We start from the raw sequence: 18,267 nt of genomic DNA, 5'->3' as shown, positions 1-18,267 counted from the left end.
GTTAGAACTCTCCGCGGGCACGGGTGGCAAGCACGTTATCCAGGCGGGCGAAAGTCGAACGCCAGGTGGTGCGTACCTCCTCGTGAACCGAGGCGGGCATGGGGCCAATCTCAATAACGATGCGGGTACCGGCTCCCACGCCGTCGGCGGTAATCACGGTTTCGGGGAAGAAACGGTGACGCTGGTACACCAGCACGCTACCGGGGTTGCCCAGGTGGTCGGGCAGCTGCTCTGCGTATTCGAGCTCCTTGAACGGTTCAATGCTCAAAAAGCGGCTCTGCAGAATGCAGGACACCGAGGGGTCAACCTCGTTGATCATGGACAGACGCTGCAGACCGCCGACAACGGGCTCCACGACAACGTCGGTGGGGCGCACATGCCAGCCGGCGGGGCCGTACCAGCGGACCAGCAGTTCGGGATTCAGGTAGGCGCCGAAGACGTCCTCGACCGGGGCTGCAATCTCGTGATCGAAGACGAGAAGCTCCTCATCGGGAACATGAGTGATGCTCATAGGGTTCTCCTTAAACGGGTTGAAGAGCGGGTTTAGGGCTTCTTGCCGGAGTAGTAGTTGCCGAGGAACTCGTCACGGTACTCGAAGTAGGTGCCGTCCTTGATGGCTTCGCGGGCGTCGTCCACCATGCGCACGATGAAACGCTCATTGTGGATAGAGGCGAGGGTCGCCGCCAAACGCTCGTCCGCCTTGAAGAGGTGACGCAGGTAGGCGCGGGTGTAGTGGGTGCAGGTGTAGCAATCGCAGCCCTCGTAGATGGGCGAGAAGTCCGCCTTGAAGCGCGCGTTGGTGATGTTGTAGCGGCCGGTGGGGGAGTAGACGGCGGCGTTGCGTGCCACGCGGGTGGGGGATACGCAGTCGAAGGTGTCTACACCGTTCTCGATTCCGACGAAGATGTCATCGGGTTCGGAGATGCCGAGCAGGTGGCGGGGCTTGGATTCGGGCAGCTCTTCGGCGCACCAGCGCACGATGGTACCGAGGTTTTCCTTCTCGAGCGCACCACCGATGCCGAAGCCGTCGAAGGGCATGGAGCCGAGGTCCTGGCATGCCTTGCGGCGAAGGTCCTCGTACTGTGCACCCTGAATGACGCCGAACAGTGCCTGGTAGGGTTTGCCCACGCGCTCTTCAGTCAGACGCTGGTGCTCAGCGATGCAGCGCAGCGCCCACAGGCGGGTGCGTTCGAGCGCCTCCTCCTGGTAGCCGCGGGAGTTGTAGAGGGTGGTCAGCTCGTCGAAGGCGAACATGACGTCGGCACCGATCTGGTGCTGAACCTGCATGGACACCTCGGGGGTGAAGCGGTGAATCGAGCCGTCAATATGCGACTTGAAGTTCACGCCGTCGTCGTCAATGTGGGCGAGGCGTTCCTTGCCCTTTGCCACGTCGTCGTCACCGAGGGGGCGGCCGTCGGCGCCCTTAGCGTCCGCGACGGTACCCATGTCGATTACCTTTTTGAAGCCGGAGCCCAGGCTCATGACCTGGAAGCCGCCAGAGTCGGTGAAGGTGGGTCCGTCCCAGTTCATGAATGCGCCCAGGCCGCCTGCCGCGTCGAGGATTTCGGGGCCGGGCTGCAGGTACAGGTGGTAGGCGTTGGAGAGCAGAGCCTGAGCGCCGAGCTCCTTCATGGATTCGGGTAGGACCGCCTTGACGGTTGCCTTGGTGCCCACGGGGGTGAAGGCGGGGGTCTGGATCTGTCCGTGCGGGGTGGTGATGACACCGGTGCGTCCGCGGAACTGTCCGCCGTTGGCTTCTACACGTTCAGCGCTGGGGGAGGCGGTGTCCGCCAGGCGGCTGGTGATGGTGAAGCCAAAGTCCTCGGTGGGGAAAGAGTTATCTAGAACGCTCATTCTTCTCTCGATTGTTTGCTTTCCGTCTGAATGTCTATACCCTAGCCTACCGGAAAACCCCGCCTCTCTCGCCGGAGGCGGGGTTTTCGCGGGTACCGTCAGGCTAGGGTACAGCCAGGCTGAGGTACAGGCAGACTAGGGTACAGGCAGGGTGGCTGGGTTTAGCTCGCCCTAGCCGGTGAAGTTAGCCGGCGAAGTCGCCGAGCATGTCCACAGTCGGCACGAAGAAGAGGGTGCCGGTCACCGCGGTGCTGAAATCCAGCAGGCGGTCGTAGTTGGCGCCGTCCACTCCCATGAACATGTTCATGAGCATCTTCCTGACGGTCGAGAAGGTGCTGGCGTAGCAGATGAAGTAGGTGCCCAGCTCGTTGTTGCCCACGGTGCCGAAGGGCATGTTGTCGCGAATGACCTTGAAGTCGTCACCGATATTGGCGATGGCGGAGTGCGAGTTGGCGGGCTTTTCGTCCTCGCTCATCTCGATGTCGTCGTGCTTGGAGCGGCCGATGACCTTCTCCTGCTCGGAGACGGGCAGGGCATTCCATGCGGTCATGTCGTGAATGTACTTCTGCACGAACTGGTAGCTGCCGCCCTTGTACATGGGGTCGTTGTCACCGACGAGACCGAAGTATTCGCGTGCCGCGGGGGTCTGCGGGTTTTCGGTGCCGTCCACAAAACCGATGATGGAGCGGCCGTCCCAGTAGCGGAAGCCGTGCACCTCATCCGCGGTCTCAGCAATATCGCGTAGCGCCGCAGTAATAGCGGAGGCCATATCGTAGGCGACGGACGGCTGGGTCGCACGGATGTGGAAGTGCAGATCACCGGGAGTGGACACCGCGGTGTGCTTGGGGCCCCTAATCTCCTCAAATTCTTCGAGCTCCTGCGGCAGCGGCTTGGGCAGATCCAGGGTCAGCCACGCGCTGTGGCTGATACCCAGCACAATGCTGGCGTTCTCGGGCGAGTAGCGGTTTGCGGCGGTGTGGTTGAGGTTAATGACGAGCCCGCAGAGGTTCTGGAACCCCTCGATGAGTGCATCGTGAGCAATGTCTTTCTTGAACTTCCACACCATGAAAATGGTGTTAGCGTTCGGGCTGGCAGTGACCTGTTGTGATTCTGAAGCAAGCATAAAATTCACCGTACGCCCGTGCGTACGCCCCCGCAATGAATCCAGCCCTAACCTTCTGCACTGAACGGAGAAGATTAGGGCTGGGAGGCAAAGAACAGCAGGGTTTTAGGAACCGGGTCTTAGAAGCTGTACTTTAGAAGCCGCGCTTTAGAAACTGTGCCTTAGAAACTGCGGGAGGCGAGGTACCGCGCATGCGCCAGACGCGCCGCCGTCTCAAAAATAGTCCACGCTTGCACCTGAGCGGACATCTCCACCGGCGCACCGGGCTTCACAACCTTGCTCATCGGCTCGGTGAACCGTGGGGAGAACTGCACGAGCGCCTTACCGCGAATCTCATTCGGGTCAATGCCGTACTCATTCATCGGCAGGTCGGGGTCGAACTCGCGGCGACCCTCCCACAGGGCGCGTGCGGTCGAGTACACCAGGGTCGAGGCGAGCGCTCGCGCCTCATCACTGAGCAGCGGCGAGGACGCCGCCATGCCCAGGTAGCGCACGAGAATGCCGGTGAACAGGCCGCCGTCGCCGTCGCCGTGCGAGATGAGGATGCGGCGGCGCGCACCGGAGAGGAACTCCACCTCTTCGGTCATGTGCTTGACGATGCCGACGATGAGGCGCTCGGCGCGTTCTGCGGGGTCCACTTCGCAGGGCACGCCGGATGCAGCCAAACTCAGCAGGGCACCCAGGGCGGTTCCCTGGTTATAGGTGAATTCGCCGCGCTCGTATTCGTACTCGTCGCCGCGTACATTCACACCGTCAATATAGAGCGAACGTTCTGCATCCCAGAGGGTTTCGTTCATCCAGTCCATGAGCGCGGCGGCAGTCTTCGGGTCGCCCGCCCGCACATACGCCAGAGCGGTCGGCGCGGTCGCCGCAGCATTCACAAAATCACGCTTGGACTTACGCCAACTCATGCCGCCCACCGGGGAGAAGCCCTTTGCCAGCTGCTCGAAGAGAGCCGCGCCGGCATCCTGAGCGGCAACATCGTTCGCACCGGTCAGCTCAATGCAGAAGGAGTTCATGCGGCCCACCGCGAGGGTTAGCCACGCCATATCGTCAAAGTAGTCGTTAGCGAAGCGGCCGTAGTTACGCACGTTAATGCCGCGCAATAGTGCGCGGGCGCGGTGCAGCTGCTCCTGGGCGGCAGTAATATCGCCCTCGCGCAGGTGACGCTGACCGGCATCAATTATGCAGTCCAGCAGGTGCGCCTGCCACCAGTAGTGCCAAGCGCTCAGACGCTGGCTCAGCGGGCGCGGGTCGGGAACCTGTACCGAACCGATGAGGGCGCCGGGAACACCGAGGATGCGGTGCACGAAGGTGTCGGTGACGCTGTCGGCTGCGGTAGCGGCGTGCGAGGAGGTGCGCTGGGCGTACTCGCTAATCGACTCCAGAGACTGCTCGTTGTGGGAAGACGGCTGGGATTTCATGGACCCTCTGTAGTTGCGGTGAAGTATTACGTCTGAAATTATCCCACCTTTTACCCTCTGAGCGCCCGGATGCTGTGGGCGGGCTCTCGGGTGTGATCCCTTTTCGAGAGCCCGCCGAGAAGATGCACCGCGGGGAACGAGGTGAACGCCACTCAAAAACGGGTTAGGCGGCGGCAGCCAGCGAACGCCCGCTGTACAGGTCCACCTGTTCGCCGGTGATGGGGTGCTCAAAGTGCAGGCTGTACGCCAGCAGCTGCAGCGGGTACTCGGGACGGTCTGGGGCGTCGGGTAGCACCTGCGGGTAGAGCACATCGCCCAGAATGGGGGAGCCCAAAAGGTTCAGGTGCGCCCGAAGCTGGTGCGTCTTGCCGGTGTGAGGCGCCAAATCATAGAGCGCCCATTCTCTATTCGGTTCCGCACGCCAACCAGCAACCGCCTGCGCGCTCGGAGTGAAAGTCCGCAGAATCTTCGCGGTCGTCAGCGTATTCGGCTCCACACCCTGCGCCGCGCACTGCTCCTCAGAAAGCTGCTGAACCTGCAGCCGATCGCGAATCTTCTGAATATGCGAACGCACCTGCAGACCCTGCGCACTCAACGCCTGCTCGGCGGCGGCGGTATCGGCGGGTACCGGTGCCACGGCGCGGTAGGTCTTCGACACCTGACGGTGCTGAAACATCATCTGGAAGGGGCGGCGCGCCTCCACCGTCTTGGCAAAAAGCAGCACGCCCGCGGTTGGGCGATCCAGGCGGTGAATCGGAATCAGTAGCGGGTTCTGCTCGCGCACCCGCAGCTTGGTCAGCGCGGTCTGCGCAATATAGGAACCGCGCGGGGTGGTCGGCAGAAAATGCGGCTTATCAATCGCCAGCACGTGCTCATCCTCGTAGAGCACCGGCATGTCGGAGGGTAGCTGTGGCTCATCCACAAGCTCGCGGAAATACCAGATGCGCTCACCCGGCATATAGGGGCTATCGCCGGTCAGGATCGTGCCGTCGTCCAGGCGCACCTCACCGGTATTAAAGCGGGCGTAAATAATCTGCGGGTCGTTCGGGTAGAAGCGCGCAATCAGATAGTCCGCAATGGTTGCCGGAGCCGTGCCATTCGGGGTGAGTTCAGCCGGGAGCTCCTTGGGCAGTGGCAGGATCAGCTGAATCGGGTCAATGCCGTTCTTCTGAGCTAGCGGAGGGGTCAGCAGACGGCGATGCATGCGGCGTGCCGGTTTCGACTGATAGGCGGTGCCGGGCTGCGTGTGGGCGGTGTTCTGTGCGGGCATGGCTCTACTCTACCGCCTGCGCGGGATTGGCTCGGCGGCGGTACGGATGAGTCAGACTGAGCTGCATGCAGGCGGAAATATTACCGTGGGTTTGGGTGTGGGGTTGCGGAAATCAGATTTGTCTGACACTCATGAATGTTTGTGTGAACGTGTGGTTGAGAAAACGAAAACTTCACAAATTTTTGAAATTATTGGATATTTAATTTAAAAAAACTGCATTAATTTTACAAAAAACAGCGTTTAAGTGCGATATTTTCGAAAATGCTGTCAAATCAGAAACTAATAACCCTCAATTTAGACCCTGTAGTTTTTCTAATTATAAAAGATGTAAAGCAAATAAAGACCTGCTAACCTGGGCATCCTACGTCATAAAGGCCGTAATAAAGGCTGGAAACCGCCTTAAAGCGGTACGATTAAGACACAGAAGTTCGATATTTCGAACGAAGGGGTCGAAATGGGACAGAAACAGCGCAAGGATGCAGAGGTTAAAGGAACACCCCCAAATACAGCGGTGCAATCGGGCAATTCCAAAGCACCGGAAAATGCGATAGGAGAGGTTATGGAACATTCACAAAAGAATGCGGAGCCTCGCACCGGTGCCCTGCGTATGGAGCCGCACGAACGCGAAGAGCAAATTCTGAAAATCGCTGCAGAACATTTCGCTCGCCGCGGCGTGCTCGGTGCCTCCATGAGCGCTATCGCCCGCGACGCAGGCATCACCCGCGCCCTGCTCTACCACTACTTCCCCGGCAAGGACTCCCTGGCGGCAGCCGTCACCCGACGCGAAGCCAATGCAGTCCTTGAGGCTCTCGGCGAGCACCACGAAAACCCCGAGGAGGCCCTGCGCAATGCACTGCGCACCTACTTCCTCGTTGTAGCCGGTGTCCCCACCCCCGGTGGGGAGGACTTCCCGAACAACCCCACCGACTACCTCGAATGGATGCTTGAACGCACCGGCATGCCGATTAATGACCGCACCCGCGTCATCCTCGGAGGTTGGTTGCAACTCGTCGACTACTTCGCCCTGCACGTCGTGCAGCTCAACCCCCGCGATCAGCGCACCGTTCGCTCCCGCGGGCTCGGGCTTGAAGAAGCCATCGACCTGTGCCTGGGTGCCGTTGACACCCTCACCGGCGGCTACTAGCCGCCTCAAGAGGTGACAGGTCTACACAGGACTTCCCGCTCCGATGTTTGGTTACGTGCTCCACGGCAAAGGCGACGTGGACATCCGGGCGGTTATTCCTCCACCACGCCGCTTGCGACGTGGTGGAATCCGGGAACACCACCCGGTTCGTGAGTAGGGAAACATAATGCCCCGTACCCCCTTCAATGAGGGTGCGGGGCATTGTGATGCTCAAGTTGAGGTTGAAGAAAATAGTTTTATTCTGAGGCTAAGCTTGAGGCTCGGGCTAAATGGAACGGCGCAGTCTAAATGGAGCGGCGTAGCGATAAGCCGCGAACCGTCGCGTAGAACCCCTGCGCCTGCAGCGCCGCACGCAGCGCCTCCACCGGATGCTCTACAACCTCGCCGCCGGATGCGCCCAATGTGGATGTGCTCACCGTGTGGGTGCCCAAAAGCTCCACATCGTTGACCTTCTCCACCGAAATCTTCTCCGCGCCACCGGTGGACACCAGGCGCGCCAGGGCGGGGGCCGCCGCCTCCAGAAGTACCGGGTCGGTGGTGAAAGCCAGCAGGGTCTTCGCGCCACGCTCCACATAGAGCACCGGGGCGCCATCCACCAGCACCACGCAGGCACCCGCCTTGCGTGCCGGGCGGTGCTTCACGGTGCCCTCGCCCTTGTGCGCAAAGGAGGGAATCGCGGGCCAGCTCAGCGCCGCACCGTACGGGTTCGCCGGGTCGCTCGCCGCCAACAGGGTCACCGTGAACGTGCCGTACACCCGCTCCGTATCGGTACGCTGCGGGGCGTAGGCGCTCGCACCAAAACCCTGTGTCGCACCAAAAGCCTGTTGACCTGCGGGAATGCTGAGGCTATCGGCGGTAGAACGCAGCAGGTCCACCGTTGCGGGGGCGGCAAACTGCGCCGCACCCAAACCCTCAATAAAGTAGCCGCGACGCACCAACGCACGATCCTCAGCCGCCGAATAAATCCGGTACAGCTGCGAGAACCCGCCGGCAGAATCCTCCACCTGCAGGCACCCGCGAGTCAGCACACCGTAGCGGTCCAGCAGCAGGTCGGCGCGTGCGAGCGCCGCAACCGTCGCCTCCACCGGATCCTGCAGCAGTGAGTCCACGCGCGAGAAGCGGCCGCTATCCTGCGGGGCAACAGCGGGAGTGGCGGCATGGAGCCCGCCGCGGAGGGAATTGCCGCGCAGGGAACGCAGGCCGCGCCCGGCGGCAGGTGCAGAGTAACCGCTGGAACCATAATTATCAGCGCCGAAACCGCCCGCCATGCCGTTACCCATGGAGGCGCGCGCCGCCGCAATACGACCCGCACCGCGGCGACCCACCCGCGACAGACGCGCGGCAGGTGCCGGAGTCGGATGCGCACTGCGGACACCGGCAAGTACCGCTCGAACCGGAGCGAAACTATCGTTCGTCACCGCACCAGCCCACACCAAGCGCCACAGCGCCGCCGAAACCTCCGCCGCATCCGGGAAAGTCACCACCTGACCGGCAGGTGCCGCAGCGCTCATCAGCTGCGCCACCCGCTCACGTAGCGCCGGCATGAACAGGCCGCCATGAGCCAGCGCCTCATAGATGGCGTGCTCCAGCGTGCCCGGAGCCTGTAGCGCCTCCCAAAGCTCGGGGTTCTCCGCGCGCAACAGCTGCTCCGGGTAGTCCTCACCCAGAGTTAGCGAAGAACTCTCGCTCAAATGCAGGCGAATCCAGCCGTCAGACTTCTGTGCGCTACCGCCGCCGAGCTGCCCGGCGCCGGTGAAGAACACCCTGCCGCTCGCCATCAGCTCGTCCAGCATGTGCGGCTGGTAGCCGGGCACGCGTGCCGGAAGAATCAGCGTCTCCAGCGCGGAAGCAGGTACGCGCACACCCGCCAGCTGGTCGATGGCGGTGAGCAGATCCTCCGTGGCGGAGGCGGAATCTTGAGCCGCGCTATCAGCACTGTTTTCAGCGGCAGGGCTGAGGGGTGCCACCCTCTCGCCTACCACCGTGGCGGCACGGCGGGAGGGCATGAACGCACCGTAGGCGCTCGCCTCCGGAAGGGTCTGTGCAACCCGCACGGATAAAGAACGAACGTTCTGCCACGAGGGTAGGAATACACCATAGACCTGCGCCGATACCGGCTCAATCTCCTCACGCAACGCCGCCAGAGAACGGGCACGAATCGTGCGCAAAACCTGCGCATCCACCCACTCAACACCGGCAGACCCCAAGGCACGCAACACCTCGGGCAGGAACTCGCCGGAGCTCAGGCGGCGCTGCTGCTGAAGACGCTGCAACACCGGAGTCAGCACGCCCACGCCCACCGGGGTCAGGCGCGAAAAATGCTCCGCCGCCTGCTGCGCCGTAAAGGGAATGTGGGTGCGCGCATATCGAGAGACCAGATCCTCTAAAGGCTCCGCGACCGGCTCCAAAAGGGCAGTAGGAAGCGCCGCGGCGGGCATAATGCCCAGCCCATCGCGCAGACGCGCGGCATCCTCAACCACCGCATAGTACAGCTGCGGCTCGGCGGAACCGTCGGCAGCTCCCATGAACGAGAACGCGCGGCGCGAGCGCACCAGCTCTTCCGCCAGGGCACGCGCCTGATCCGTGCTGGCGTGCGCGCCGTACTCTTCGCCGTAGTTTTCAGAGTCCTCGGACTCGCCGAAATCTTGAGAACCTTGTGCCGCAGATTGAGCCCGCGGGTTGTCAGCCTGCAAGCGCAGACTCAACTCCCGCGCGCTCAACGGACCCAGCTGACGCAAAAGATCCGCCACGCCCTCCACGCCGCAGGCGCGGTAACGCTCATCCGTGCGCTGCAGACGCTGCTGAGTCTGCACCAGAACCGCCGGATCCAGCAGGTCGCGCAGACCGCTCGAACCCAGCAACTCAGCCAGTAGAGCCGGGTCCAGCGACAGCGCGGCGGCGCGACGTTCGGCGGCGGGTGCATCGCCGTCGTAGAGGTGCTCGGCAACGTACTCAAAGAGCAGGGTTCGTGCAAAAGGCGAAGGGTCGTTCGTCTCAACCTCCAGCATGGATACCGCCCGAGACTGCAACGAACGGTGCACCTGAACCAGCGCCGGAACATCGTACACATCCTGCAGACACTCGCGTGCCGTCTCCAAAAGCACCGGAAAATCAGGGTACTTACGCGCCACATCCAACAGCTGCGCCGCACGCTGACGCTGTTGCCACAGCGGGGTGCGCTTACCCGGATCACGGCGCGGCAACAGCAGGGCACGCGCCGCATTCTCACGGAACCGAGACGCAAAAAGCGCCGAATCGCCTACGCGTTCGGTGACAATCGCCTCCAGCTCGTCCGGGTCGAAAAGGAACAGATCAGCGCCGGGCGGCACATCCTCCATAGCGGGCAGACGCAGAATCAAGCCGTCATCACTCGCCATGACGGAAGCGTCCACCCCGTACCGCTCCTCAATGCGGGCGCGTACCGCCAGCGCCCAGGGTGCGTGCACCCCGTAGCCGAGCGGCGAGTGCAGGACCACGCGCCAATCGCCCAGTTCGTCGCGGTGCCGCTCTACAATCATGCGGGTATCGGAGGGGACCGCCCCGGTGGATTCGCGCTGCTCACGCAGGTAGGCGAGCAGGTTATCGACTGCCCAGGTGTCCAGTCCGAGCTGTTCGAGTTGCTGGCGGGCGGCGGCGCTATCGGTGGCGTCCAGGCTGGAGAGGGCGCGCGTGAACGTACCCGTCTGCACGCCCAGGGCGTAGGGGCGGCCCATGCGGTCGCCGTGCCAGAAGGGCAGGCGTGCGGGCTGACCGGGTGCGGGGGAGACCCGCACCGCGTCATGCGTAATTTCTTCGATGCGCCAACTGCTCGCGCCGAGGGTGATGACCTCGCCAGCACGGGATTCGTACACCATTTCCTCGTCGAGCTCACCCACGCGCTTAGGGCCGCGCTCCTCATTGCCGCTGACCAGGTAGACGGGGAAGAGCCCGCGGTCGGGAATCGTGCCGCCGCTGGTGACGGCGAGGCGCTGCGCACCCGGGCGGCCCTCAATACTGCCGGAGGGGGCTTCCTCGGTGGGGGTGCGGTCCCAGATGATGCGCGGGCGCAGTTCGGCGAATTCGTCGGAGGGGTAGCGTCCGGCGAGCATTTCGAGTACGGAGTCGAAGAGGGCGCGCGGCAGTTCGGCGTAGGGCGCGCTGCGGCGTAGCGCCTCGTACCAGGAGTCCACGCTGATGGGGCCCAACGCACAGGCGGCGACGGTCTGCTGCGCGAGTACGTCCAGGGGGTTGGTGGGGATGGCAAGCGGCTCGAGGGTTCCACTGCGCATTCCGGCGAGGGTGACGGTTGCGCCGAGCAGGTCGCCGCGGTGCTTGGGGTAGAAGAATCCGCGCGAAATTTCGCCCACGCGGTGTCCGGCGCGGCCCACGCGCTGCAGTGCGGAGGCAACCGATGGAGGTGCGGCCACCTGGATTACGAGGTCCACGTGGCCCATGTCGATGCCCAGCTCCAGGGAGCTGGTGGCGACCACGCAGCGTAGGGTTCCGCCCTTGAGCGCTTCCTCGATGAGGGTGCGCTGTTCCTTGGATACGGAGCCGTGGTGCGCGCGGGCGAGCGGTGGCACCTCGGCGATGTCGCAGATGCCCGCCGCGTAGTCTTCGGGGCTGATGCCCTGCTTTGCGAGCACGCGGTGTAGGTGAATATCGTTGAGTGCCGCGGTGAGCTTTTCCGCTAGTCCACGCGAGTTAACGAAAACAATCGTAGAACGGTTGTTCTCAATATGGTCGACGATGCGCTCCTGTACGCGCGGCCAGATGGAAGTCTCGGGACGCTCGCTATCGGCAGTTTCACGGAGTGATTCTTCCGGGATGGTGAGCGTATTTTTGGGCGCGGCGTTATTGCCCTGTCGCGCCGGGTTTGCCTGTCCGGTTTCTTGTCCGGTTTCTTGACCAGTTTCCTGCCCGGGGAATACGCCAATGGCATCTTCCAGCGTGTAGGGCGCGCTTGCCGGGGTATTCGCTGCGCTGGGGGCAGGCTGTGCCGCGCCCTGCGCCGAGCCGGCAGAAGTTGAGCCCCCGCCGCCCGGCACCTCCGAGGGCGCATATTCTGATGGGGCGTAGAGCCCCTGCCCGTAGTCGTTGGCGCCTCCGAGCGCCGCCATATTGGGTACGGGCACGCTCAGACGCAGGTCCCATTCTTTGGCAACCGGGCGGCTCATGATGGTCACCGGCTGAATGCCACCGAGGAACCGGGCGACCGCCTCCGGGTTTTCGACGGTTGCGGAGAGACCAATGCGCTGTGCGGGCTTTTCAAGGAGCGCATCGAGGCGTTCGAGGGATACTGCCAGGTGCGCGCCGCGTTTGGTGGCGGCAAGGTTGTGAATCTCATCCACGATCACGGTGGTCACGCCGGCGAGGGTGTTGCGGGCGGCGCTGGTGAGCATGAGGTAGAGGGATTCAGGGGTGGTGATGAGAATGTCGGGTGGGTTGCTGATGAGTTGGCGGCGTTCGCGTGCGGGGGTGTCGCCGCTGCGCACGCCCACGGTGATGCTCGGCTCGCCAGTGTCGTTGCCGCTCAGGCGGGTGATTCCGGCGAGGGGCGCGCGTAGGTTGCGTTCGACGTCCGCACCGAGTGCTTTGAGGGGTGAGATGTAGAGGATGCGCGTGCCGCCTGCGGTGCCGGCTTCGTGTTCGCGGTGTAGGGCGTCGAGTGCCCAGAGGAAGGCGGCGAGGGTTTTGCCGGAGCCGGTGGGGGCGATGATGAGGGTGTTGTTGCCGTTGCGGATGCTCTCCCAGGCGCCTTCTTGGGCGGCGGTGGGTGCGCTGAAGGTGGCGCGGAACCAGTCGCGTACGGGGGCGGAGAAGTGGGAGAGTGCGTCGGTCATGTATCTATTATGGCGGGGTTTATGGTGTGCGCCTCTTGAATTGTTGGGGGTTGGGGGAGGAAGATGTGCTTGACAGTGTCTCTACAGAGTATGTAATATTTTACCCGTAAAGTAATCGACTGCGAAACAACCCAAAGGAGCCTCACCATGACCCGCCTGACCGAAGAACAGCTCATCAGCCTCTTCCACGAGCCGCGCACCGTCTCCTCCTTCACCGAGGAGCCCGTCACCGACGAGCAGCTGCGCCGCATCCAGGAGCTGACCTTCTATGGCCCCACCGCCTTCAACAGCCAGCCCCTGCGCATCACCTGGGTCAAGAGCCCCGAGGCACGCGAGCGCCTCGTCGCACACCTGGCAGACGGCAACAAGGCTAAGACCCAGGCGGCACCGGTGACCGCAATCCTCTCCGCAGACGCAAACTGGGTAGAGCACGCTGACACCTTCAACCCCAACGCTGCCGGCTTTATCAAGGGCTTCTACACCACCGAGGAGCTCGCCACCCCCGCCGCTGAGCTGAGCGCTCACCTGCAGGCAGGCTACTTCATTACCGCAATCCGCGCCCTCGGCCTGGATGCCGGCCCCATGACCGGCGCAGACTTCGCCGGCATCAAAAAGGAATTCTTCGCGGACAACGCAGAAATCCCCTTCCTGGTCGTCAACCTCGGTCACGGTGAGGCTCCCGCATACCCGCGCGGTGCACGCTTCAGCCACGATGAGGTTGCTCGCTCCCTCTAAGAGCGCGCAGCTATGGTATGACTAAAGCTAAACCCTAGATTCAGACTTATAGACAGCTCAAGGGCGGTTCCCCATCACGGGGAACCGCCCTTGAACCATATGTGCGTTATACGCGCCGGTTTCTTAACCCTGAAATGCCGCGTTAGCGGGCACCAAACTGACCCACCGACAGCTGCGGAACAGACGAGGAACACGCGGTCGTATCCAGCGGAACAATCACGCCACCGGAACCGGAGGGAAGACCCACCAGGAAGCCCTGAACCGGGCGGCTACCACATGCGTCGCCGAAGCGTGCCGGGTACACCGAACGCAGTACCGCGGTGGTGCTATCGCCGGGGTTGAGGGTCACGCCCGCAGAGTTCATGTACTCATCAGAGGTGGAAGCCTCACGACCGACCCAGGTGCCCGAAGGACCCGCATGCACCACGCGCGGGTAGCCGCGCAGGGTGCAGGAAGAATCCGAAGAATTCTGGAAGTACAGGGTGTAGTTTCGGGCGCCGGGGGAGCCATCTCCAATGGACACCGAAATGTTCAGGTCGTCCAGATCGCACTGGCCGGGGCCTTCAGCAGTGTTGTTGGAGGAGTTCGAAGAACGATCCGAGGAATTCGACGAATTCGATGAGCTCGACGAACGTGAAGACTCCGAAGAATGGGAGGATCCGTTCGACGAATGAGAACCGGACTGTGAAGACGAGTCTGAGCTCTTCTGTGAATCCTGCTGAGAATCTGCAGAGTCGTCTGACTTGTTCTGCTCGGAACCCTCGTGGGAGGACTCAGAAGAATGAGAGTCAGAGTTCTGCTTCGACTTGTGAGTCTCGGTGTGGGAAGAAGACTCGGAGTGCTCAGAGGAAGAGCCGTGGTTCTCCGCCTCGGGGGAGTTCACCACGGTAATGGAGCCCGGAGTCACCGAAGGGGTAGCTCCGTCAGAAGCTACTCGAATCGTGCCGGGCTTGACCGAAGCCGAAGCACTCGGCTGCGCCGAGGTGCCTTCAGCTTCCTGACCGGCCTGGGACGCGCCGCATCCACTGAGCGCGAGCACGCAACAGAGGAGGGTGGTTGATGCGAGTACCTGAGCCGATTTAAACATGATTACATCGCCGCCTGCATTTGGATTTCTGCTCCGTCCATACCGGGGGCGTACTCGACCTGGCAGCACAGGCGGGAGTACTCGTTGGCGACATCGTCGACCATGTCGAGCAGGTCCTGCTCAGCTTCGGTACGTTCACCGGAAGCTTCGAAGTGCTCGGGGTCGATGAAGCCGTGGCAGGTAGCGCAGGATGCGTTACCGCCGCAGGTTGCGAGGACCGGCACACCGTTAGCCTGGAGGGCTTCCAGGAGGGTGTGGTGGTCTTCCCACTGAATGTCGTAGTTTACGCCTGCTTCGTCAGTGACCTTAATCGTTACGCCCATGCGTTCTCCTTCTTCTGTAGTGATGCGTTTCTATTGTAGAGGTAGGGGCTGTTATTCACCGTACTTTGTGGTGTATCCCCAACCCTACCGTCACGCATATCACGGGAACGCATATTAATTTTTATGCTGAATAGCATGTCTGTATTGCCCCCAGTCTACCTCTTAAATCCCTGACAATGCGGGATATAGCCGTATATGAATACTGCCCCCAGATGCAAAGACATGCTGGGGGCAGTATAAAGAACCGGCACGCAGGCGCGCTTTAACGGTGACGAAGACCTACTCTGATTCCTTCTCCGCAGCCTTCTCGGCGTCCTGCTTTTCTGCGCTGTGGTTATCGGAATTCTGGACTCTTCCTCCGGGGCCGCGCACAATACCGCGCACGCTATCACGCGGATCGGCGTAGCGCAGGTCGATACCGAAGGTATTGCGGATTTGGCGTGCCGAGTTCAGGTGCCAACGCTGCGAATCCGACGGAGTCACCGAGGTGACCGCCTTCTGACCCGGAGCCAGCTTCTCGTGGCGAATGTCGTAGTGCTTACCGCCCATGGTGATGGTGAAGCCGTGCTCCTGCAACAGCTGCACGAACGCATCCACATCGTGCGGGATCTTGCGGCCGCGCTGCCTCTTTGTGCCGCTCATCCTCGGCTGCGACTCGAAGGGGTTACGGCTGGGCGCGGTGCCGCGGCTAATACGAATCACCTGCTGGTCGGAGTGCGAGAACTCCACCTGGTAGCCGTTGAGCGAGTACACGGTGCGGCTACTGCCGGGAATTGGGCGGCGGTCCTCAGCCTCATCCAGGATGCGGGCAATGTACTCGCCGGTCAGACCGAGCGCCTTCAGCTGTGCCTGAGCATCGGGGGAGAGCTGATAGCCTCCCGCCAGAGCCTGCAGCGGGCGCAGCGCGAGCACTTCGGCAGTCAGGGGGTTGAGCACCACCTGGTAGCCTTCCTCTTCATGCGTGTAGAGGGTGACTTCGCGGCCGTAACGGTTCTCCTGCGCGCTTTCTTGAACCACCGTGCTTGCGGGGGATCCGATGATGTCCAACAGCAGCTCGTAGGTGAGCCCGTGGCGCATCATGTAGTCCATCACGCCGGGGAGCACACCGTAGATGCGGCGGCGCGGCGGCACGTCACCGTAGAATTCCTTCTCGATGCGCGCGGCAATACGCTGGTTCTCCAGCGGCACCTCGGTCAGCGGAATGAGGCGCTGGTTGGAGGGGCGAATCTTGGCGCGTGCGGCGGCGGGCTTGGGTGCCTGACGGTATGCGTCCACGAGTGCCTGCTGCTGCTCTACGAATTCCTGGGCAATGAGCGGTAGGAGGGTGAAGTAGAGCTCTGCCGCTTCGGGCTTGAGCGCGCCGTTCTCATCGAGTAGGGACGCGCCGTCCTTGGAGAGCAAATCCCACGGCTTATTGTTTGCACTGTTCTCTTCGGAGCCCTGATTGTCCCGGTAGCTATAGGCGGCGAGGGAGGCAAGCTCCTGCAGGCGAACATACACCTCGAGAGGAATAGTGATCTGCTTAGCGGACATTATTTCTCCTCCTCGGTGGTGTTTTCTGCCTGGGCTGCCTTATCTTCTGCCTGTTTCGCCAGGGTGTTGCTGAGCTCCTCGAGCTGCACCTTGCGCAGGTTCTCCGCGTGCAGAACATGGAAATCCGGGGTCTTCGCCAGAGCCAGAACGGTCCGCTCATCGGGCGAAACCGCGATCTCCAGACCCTGTGCCGCGTAGATGCGGGTCCAGCCTTCAGCCATGCGCACGCTCTCGGGGCTACTCAGCGCCTGAAGCATCAGATCGAAAACGAACGGCGGGTTCTTCTTCAAGAAGGTGCGAGCGCGCTCGCTGAACTCGAGTTCCAGGGCGTTGAGCGAGGTGTATTCGCCCTGCGCCAGGGAAGCCTGCGCCGCCTCGTTGTAGTCGGCGTCGTATTCGTCAATGACGGTAATAACTTCTGCGGAGGCGGTGTTCACGTCAACCCGGTAGTCGTCGTGCGTGAAGCGAATGGTCCAATCGTTGATGCGTTCCGCTTCGCCGTCGCGCAGGATGGTGCGCACGAGCTCTTCGCTAATGTTTTCGCGTTCGAGGCGGGCACGCAGGCTCGGGCGCAGTCGGTAGTTGCGTTCGCGGTCCTCGGCGGTAACGCCGCGAGGTGCGGCGGCTACCGGTTCTGCTGCCGGAGTGCTCGGGGCGGGTGCGGCAGTCATCGGTGCACCCGGTTCCGGTGCAGCGGGCTTCGGTGCACTCGGCTTGGGAGCTGCGGGTGCGCTCGGCAAGGACTGGGCAAACACGAGCAACTCTTCAACAGGTGCCTGCTCGCTAGATACTGCCGTATGGGTAGCTTCTGCGGCTTCGGCAGCCTGTTGGCGGGCACGCAGGCCCTCCAGGTACTCTTCGATGCGCGGCGGTCGGTAAGTCAGCGTGGACTTGCGGAACATACCGGGGGAGGGCGCGCCGGGAGTCGGTGCTGCAGGCTTGGGAGCCACAGGCTTCGGCACAGCAGGCTTGAGTGTTGCAGGTTTCGGTGCAGCGGGCTTGGGCGCTGCGGGAGCAACCGTGGTGGGCGTCGGAACCGTCTTTTCTGCAGTCGCCTCCACAGTTGCTTCTTCCGGCACGCTGGGAGCCGGTGCGGGTGCCTGGGCCGCGCGGGCGGCAAAGAGCGCGGGGGAAGGTGCGGGCTTCGGTGCTGCGGGCTTGGGCGCAACAGAAGCGCTCACTTCCGTGTCCTCAACTACTGCAGGTTCGGCGGGGCTAGTTTCAACCTCAGCCGTAGGCTCTACAGTATTTTCAGCTGACTGCTCTTGCAACTCGCCCTGTTCCTCATCAACAGGCTCTTCCTCACCGCGGCGTAGGGCGGCAACGAGTTCCTGTCGGGAAGTATAAGGAATGATTTCCTCGGGAGAGTCGATATATCGGGGGAAGTTCTCGTAGAGAATCTTTGCCGCGGCCTCAAAGAGCTTCTCCGCGGTGGTGTTGGCGGCGGGTGCGCAGGGGCAGAGGAGCTCCTGGCGCTGTGCGTCATAGATGGACCAGTGGGCGCATCGTTCGGTGGGCGGGAAGCAATCGAGGGTTCCCAAATCAGCAATATCAATGAGCGCACCTATCAGGGACTGCGGAATGGATAGCTGTGCCATAGTGCTCCTTCGCGTTGTCTGCTCTCCAGCCTATGTGTGGAGGGTCCTTCTTTCCATCCTAGGCGTTTTTCGGCGGGTGTGCCCCGGAGCACGTCATCTGGGAGCGTAAATCTGCGGATTCACAGGTTGAGGCGCTTTTAGGCGCGGTTTTTGACACAGCGGGGACAGCGTCAGGTGGTGAAGCGTCCTTGCTGCACCTAGCTAGAGCCCGCAGTGTGTCGTACTGCAACATGTCGTACTGCAACATGTCGTACTGTGCGGTGGCTTGAGCTCTGCCCCGGGGCTTTTGGCAGAGCGTTTTCTGGGCGCGCTTTTTCCCCACACGCATCTTCCCGGGCGTGTCTTCCGGGTACG

General features: G+C 62.3%; 12 protein-coding genes. 2 read left to right on the top strand and 10 right to left on the bottom strand.

Annotation, left to right across the window (positions count from 1 at the left end; translation table 11 throughout):
* Position 1: 1 nt before the first annotated feature.
* From HMPREF2879_RS02115 to HMPREF2879_RS02095, 5 genes are all read right to left on the bottom strand, one after another.
* The gene (locus tag HMPREF2879_RS02115) at positions 2-511 is read right to left on the bottom strand and encodes an SRPBCC family protein (protein ID WP_049360604.1); all 510 of its coding nucleotides are present in this window, start codon (positions 509-511) and stop codon (positions 2-4) included.
* A gap of 32 nt (positions 512-543) precedes the next feature.
* Positions 544-1,854, bottom strand: a complete 1,311-nt coding sequence (gene tgt, locus HMPREF2879_RS02110) for a tRNA guanosine(34) transglycosylase Tgt (protein ID WP_049360606.1) — start codon at positions 1,852-1,854, stop codon at positions 544-546.
* A gap of 184 nt (positions 1,855-2,038) precedes the next feature.
* Complete coding sequence (locus HMPREF2879_RS02105) at positions 2,039-2,977, bottom strand: Dyp-type peroxidase (RefSeq protein ID WP_070634714.1); 939 nt, start codon at positions 2,975-2,977, stop codon at positions 2,039-2,041.
* A gap of 161 nt (positions 2,978-3,138) precedes the next feature.
* Entirely contained in the window at positions 3,139-4,401 is a 1,263-nt protein-coding gene (locus HMPREF2879_RS02100) for a glycoside hydrolase family 76 protein (protein WP_049360611.1), read from the bottom strand.
* A gap of 163 nt (positions 4,402-4,564) precedes the next feature.
* The gene (locus tag HMPREF2879_RS02095; protein ID WP_049360612.1) at positions 4,565-5,671 is read right to left on the bottom strand and encodes a pseudouridine synthase; all 1,107 of its coding nucleotides are present in this window, start codon (positions 5,669-5,671) and stop codon (positions 4,565-4,567) included.
* Between the two features lie 559 nt (positions 5,672-6,230).
* Between HMPREF2879_RS02095 and HMPREF2879_RS02090 the strand changes: the two genes are divergently transcribed.
* Complete coding sequence (locus HMPREF2879_RS02090; protein WP_049327335.1) at positions 6,231-6,815, top strand: TetR/AcrR family transcriptional regulator; 585 nt, start codon at positions 6,231-6,233, stop codon at positions 6,813-6,815.
* A 284-nt stretch (positions 6,816-7,099) separates the two neighbouring features.
* On the opposite strand, the gene HMPREF2879_RS02085 is transcribed toward HMPREF2879_RS02090, so the two are convergent.
* The gene (locus HMPREF2879_RS02085) at positions 7,100-12,637 is read right to left on the bottom strand and encodes a DEAD/DEAH box helicase (protein WP_070634713.1); all 5,538 of its coding nucleotides are present in this window, start codon (positions 12,635-12,637) and stop codon (positions 7,100-7,102) included.
* Between the two features lie 147 nt (positions 12,638-12,784).
* On the opposite strand from HMPREF2879_RS02085, the gene HMPREF2879_RS02080 reads away from it, so the two are divergent.
* Complete coding sequence (locus HMPREF2879_RS02080) at positions 12,785-13,372, top strand: malonic semialdehyde reductase (protein WP_005507168.1); 588 nt, start codon at positions 12,785-12,787, stop codon at positions 13,370-13,372.
* 142 nt (positions 13,373-13,514) lie between these two features.
* On the opposite strand, the gene HMPREF2879_RS02075 is transcribed toward HMPREF2879_RS02080, so the two are convergent.
* The 4 genes from HMPREF2879_RS02075 to HMPREF2879_RS02060 form a co-directional block, all read right to left on the bottom strand.
* A complete protein-coding gene (locus tag HMPREF2879_RS02075; protein WP_070634712.1) occupies positions 13,515-14,459 on the bottom strand; it encodes a DUF4232 domain-containing protein in 945 nt (314 codons plus the stop codon).
* A 2-nt stretch (positions 14,460-14,461) separates the two neighbouring features.
* Positions 14,462-14,782, bottom strand: coding sequence for a 2Fe-2S iron-sulfur cluster-binding protein (locus tag HMPREF2879_RS02070; RefSeq protein ID WP_005507166.1), 321 nt, complete (start codon positions 14,780-14,782; stop codon positions 14,462-14,464).
* A 279-nt stretch (positions 14,783-15,061) separates the two neighbouring features.
* Positions 15,062-16,315, bottom strand: coding sequence for a cell wall biosynthesis glycosyltransferase (locus HMPREF2879_RS02065; protein WP_070634711.1), 1,254 nt, complete (start codon positions 16,313-16,315; stop codon positions 15,062-15,064).
* Entirely contained in the window at positions 16,315-17,913 is a 1,599-nt protein-coding gene (locus tag HMPREF2879_RS02060) for a DNA repair protein (protein ID WP_070634710.1), read from the bottom strand. Before HMPREF2879_RS02060 ends, HMPREF2879_RS02065 begins: the two co-directional genes overlap by 1 nt.
* Positions 17,914-18,267: the final 354 nt, after the last annotated feature.

Source organism: Rothia sp. HMSC069C04, from assembly GCF_001812895.1.
In the GTDB taxonomy this organism is placed as follows: domain Bacteria; phylum Actinomycetota; class Actinomycetes; order Actinomycetales; family Micrococcaceae; genus Rothia.
The sequence above is the reverse complement of the archived record's forward strand: the minus strand, read 5'-3'. Positions and strand labels throughout refer to the sequence as shown.

Bases quoted from the DNA above. Each gene is read 5' to 3' on its own strand.
- HMPREF2879_RS02070 (WP_005507166.1), bottom strand. From the start codon at position 14,782: ATGGGCGTAACGATTAAGGTCACTGACGAAGCAGGCGTAAACTACGAC.
- HMPREF2879_RS02080 (WP_005507168.1), top strand. From the start codon at position 12,785: ATGACCCGCCTGACCGAAGAACAGCTCATCAGCCTCTTCCACGAGCCG.
- HMPREF2879_RS02100 (WP_049360611.1), bottom strand. From the start codon at position 4,401: ATGAAATCCCAGCCGTCTTCCCACAACGAGCAGTCTCTGGAGTCGATT.
- HMPREF2879_RS02060 (WP_070634710.1), bottom strand. From the start codon at position 17,913: ATGGCACAGCTATCCATTCCGCAGTCCCTGATAGGTGCGCTCATTGAT.
- HMPREF2879_RS02075 (WP_070634712.1), bottom strand. From the start codon at position 14,459: ATGTTTAAATCGGCTCAGGTACTCGCATCAACCACCCTCCTCTGTTGC.
- HMPREF2879_RS02085 (WP_070634713.1), bottom strand. From the start codon at position 12,637: ATGACCGACGCACTCTCCCACTTCTCCGCCCCCGTACGCGACTGGTTC.
- HMPREF2879_RS02105 (WP_070634714.1), bottom strand. From the start codon at position 2,977: ATGCTTGCTTCAGAATCACAACAGGTCACTGCCAGCCCGAACGCTAAC.
- tgt (WP_049360606.1), bottom strand. From the start codon at position 1,854: ATGAGCGTTCTAGATAACTCTTTCCCCACCGAGGACTTTGGCTTCACC.
- HMPREF2879_RS02115 (WP_049360604.1), bottom strand. From the start codon at position 511: ATGAGCATCACTCATGTTCCCGATGAGGAGCTTCTCGTCTTCGATCAC.
- HMPREF2879_RS02090 (WP_049327335.1), top strand. From the start codon at position 6,231: ATGGAACATTCACAAAAGAATGCGGAGCCTCGCACCGGTGCCCTGCGT.
- HMPREF2879_RS02095 (WP_049360612.1), bottom strand. From the start codon at position 5,671: ATGCCCGCACAGAACACCGCCCACACGCAGCCCGGCACCGCCTATCAG.
- HMPREF2879_RS02065 (WP_070634711.1), bottom strand. From the start codon at position 16,315: ATGTCCGCTAAGCAGATCACTATTCCTCTCGAGGTGTATGTTCGCCTG.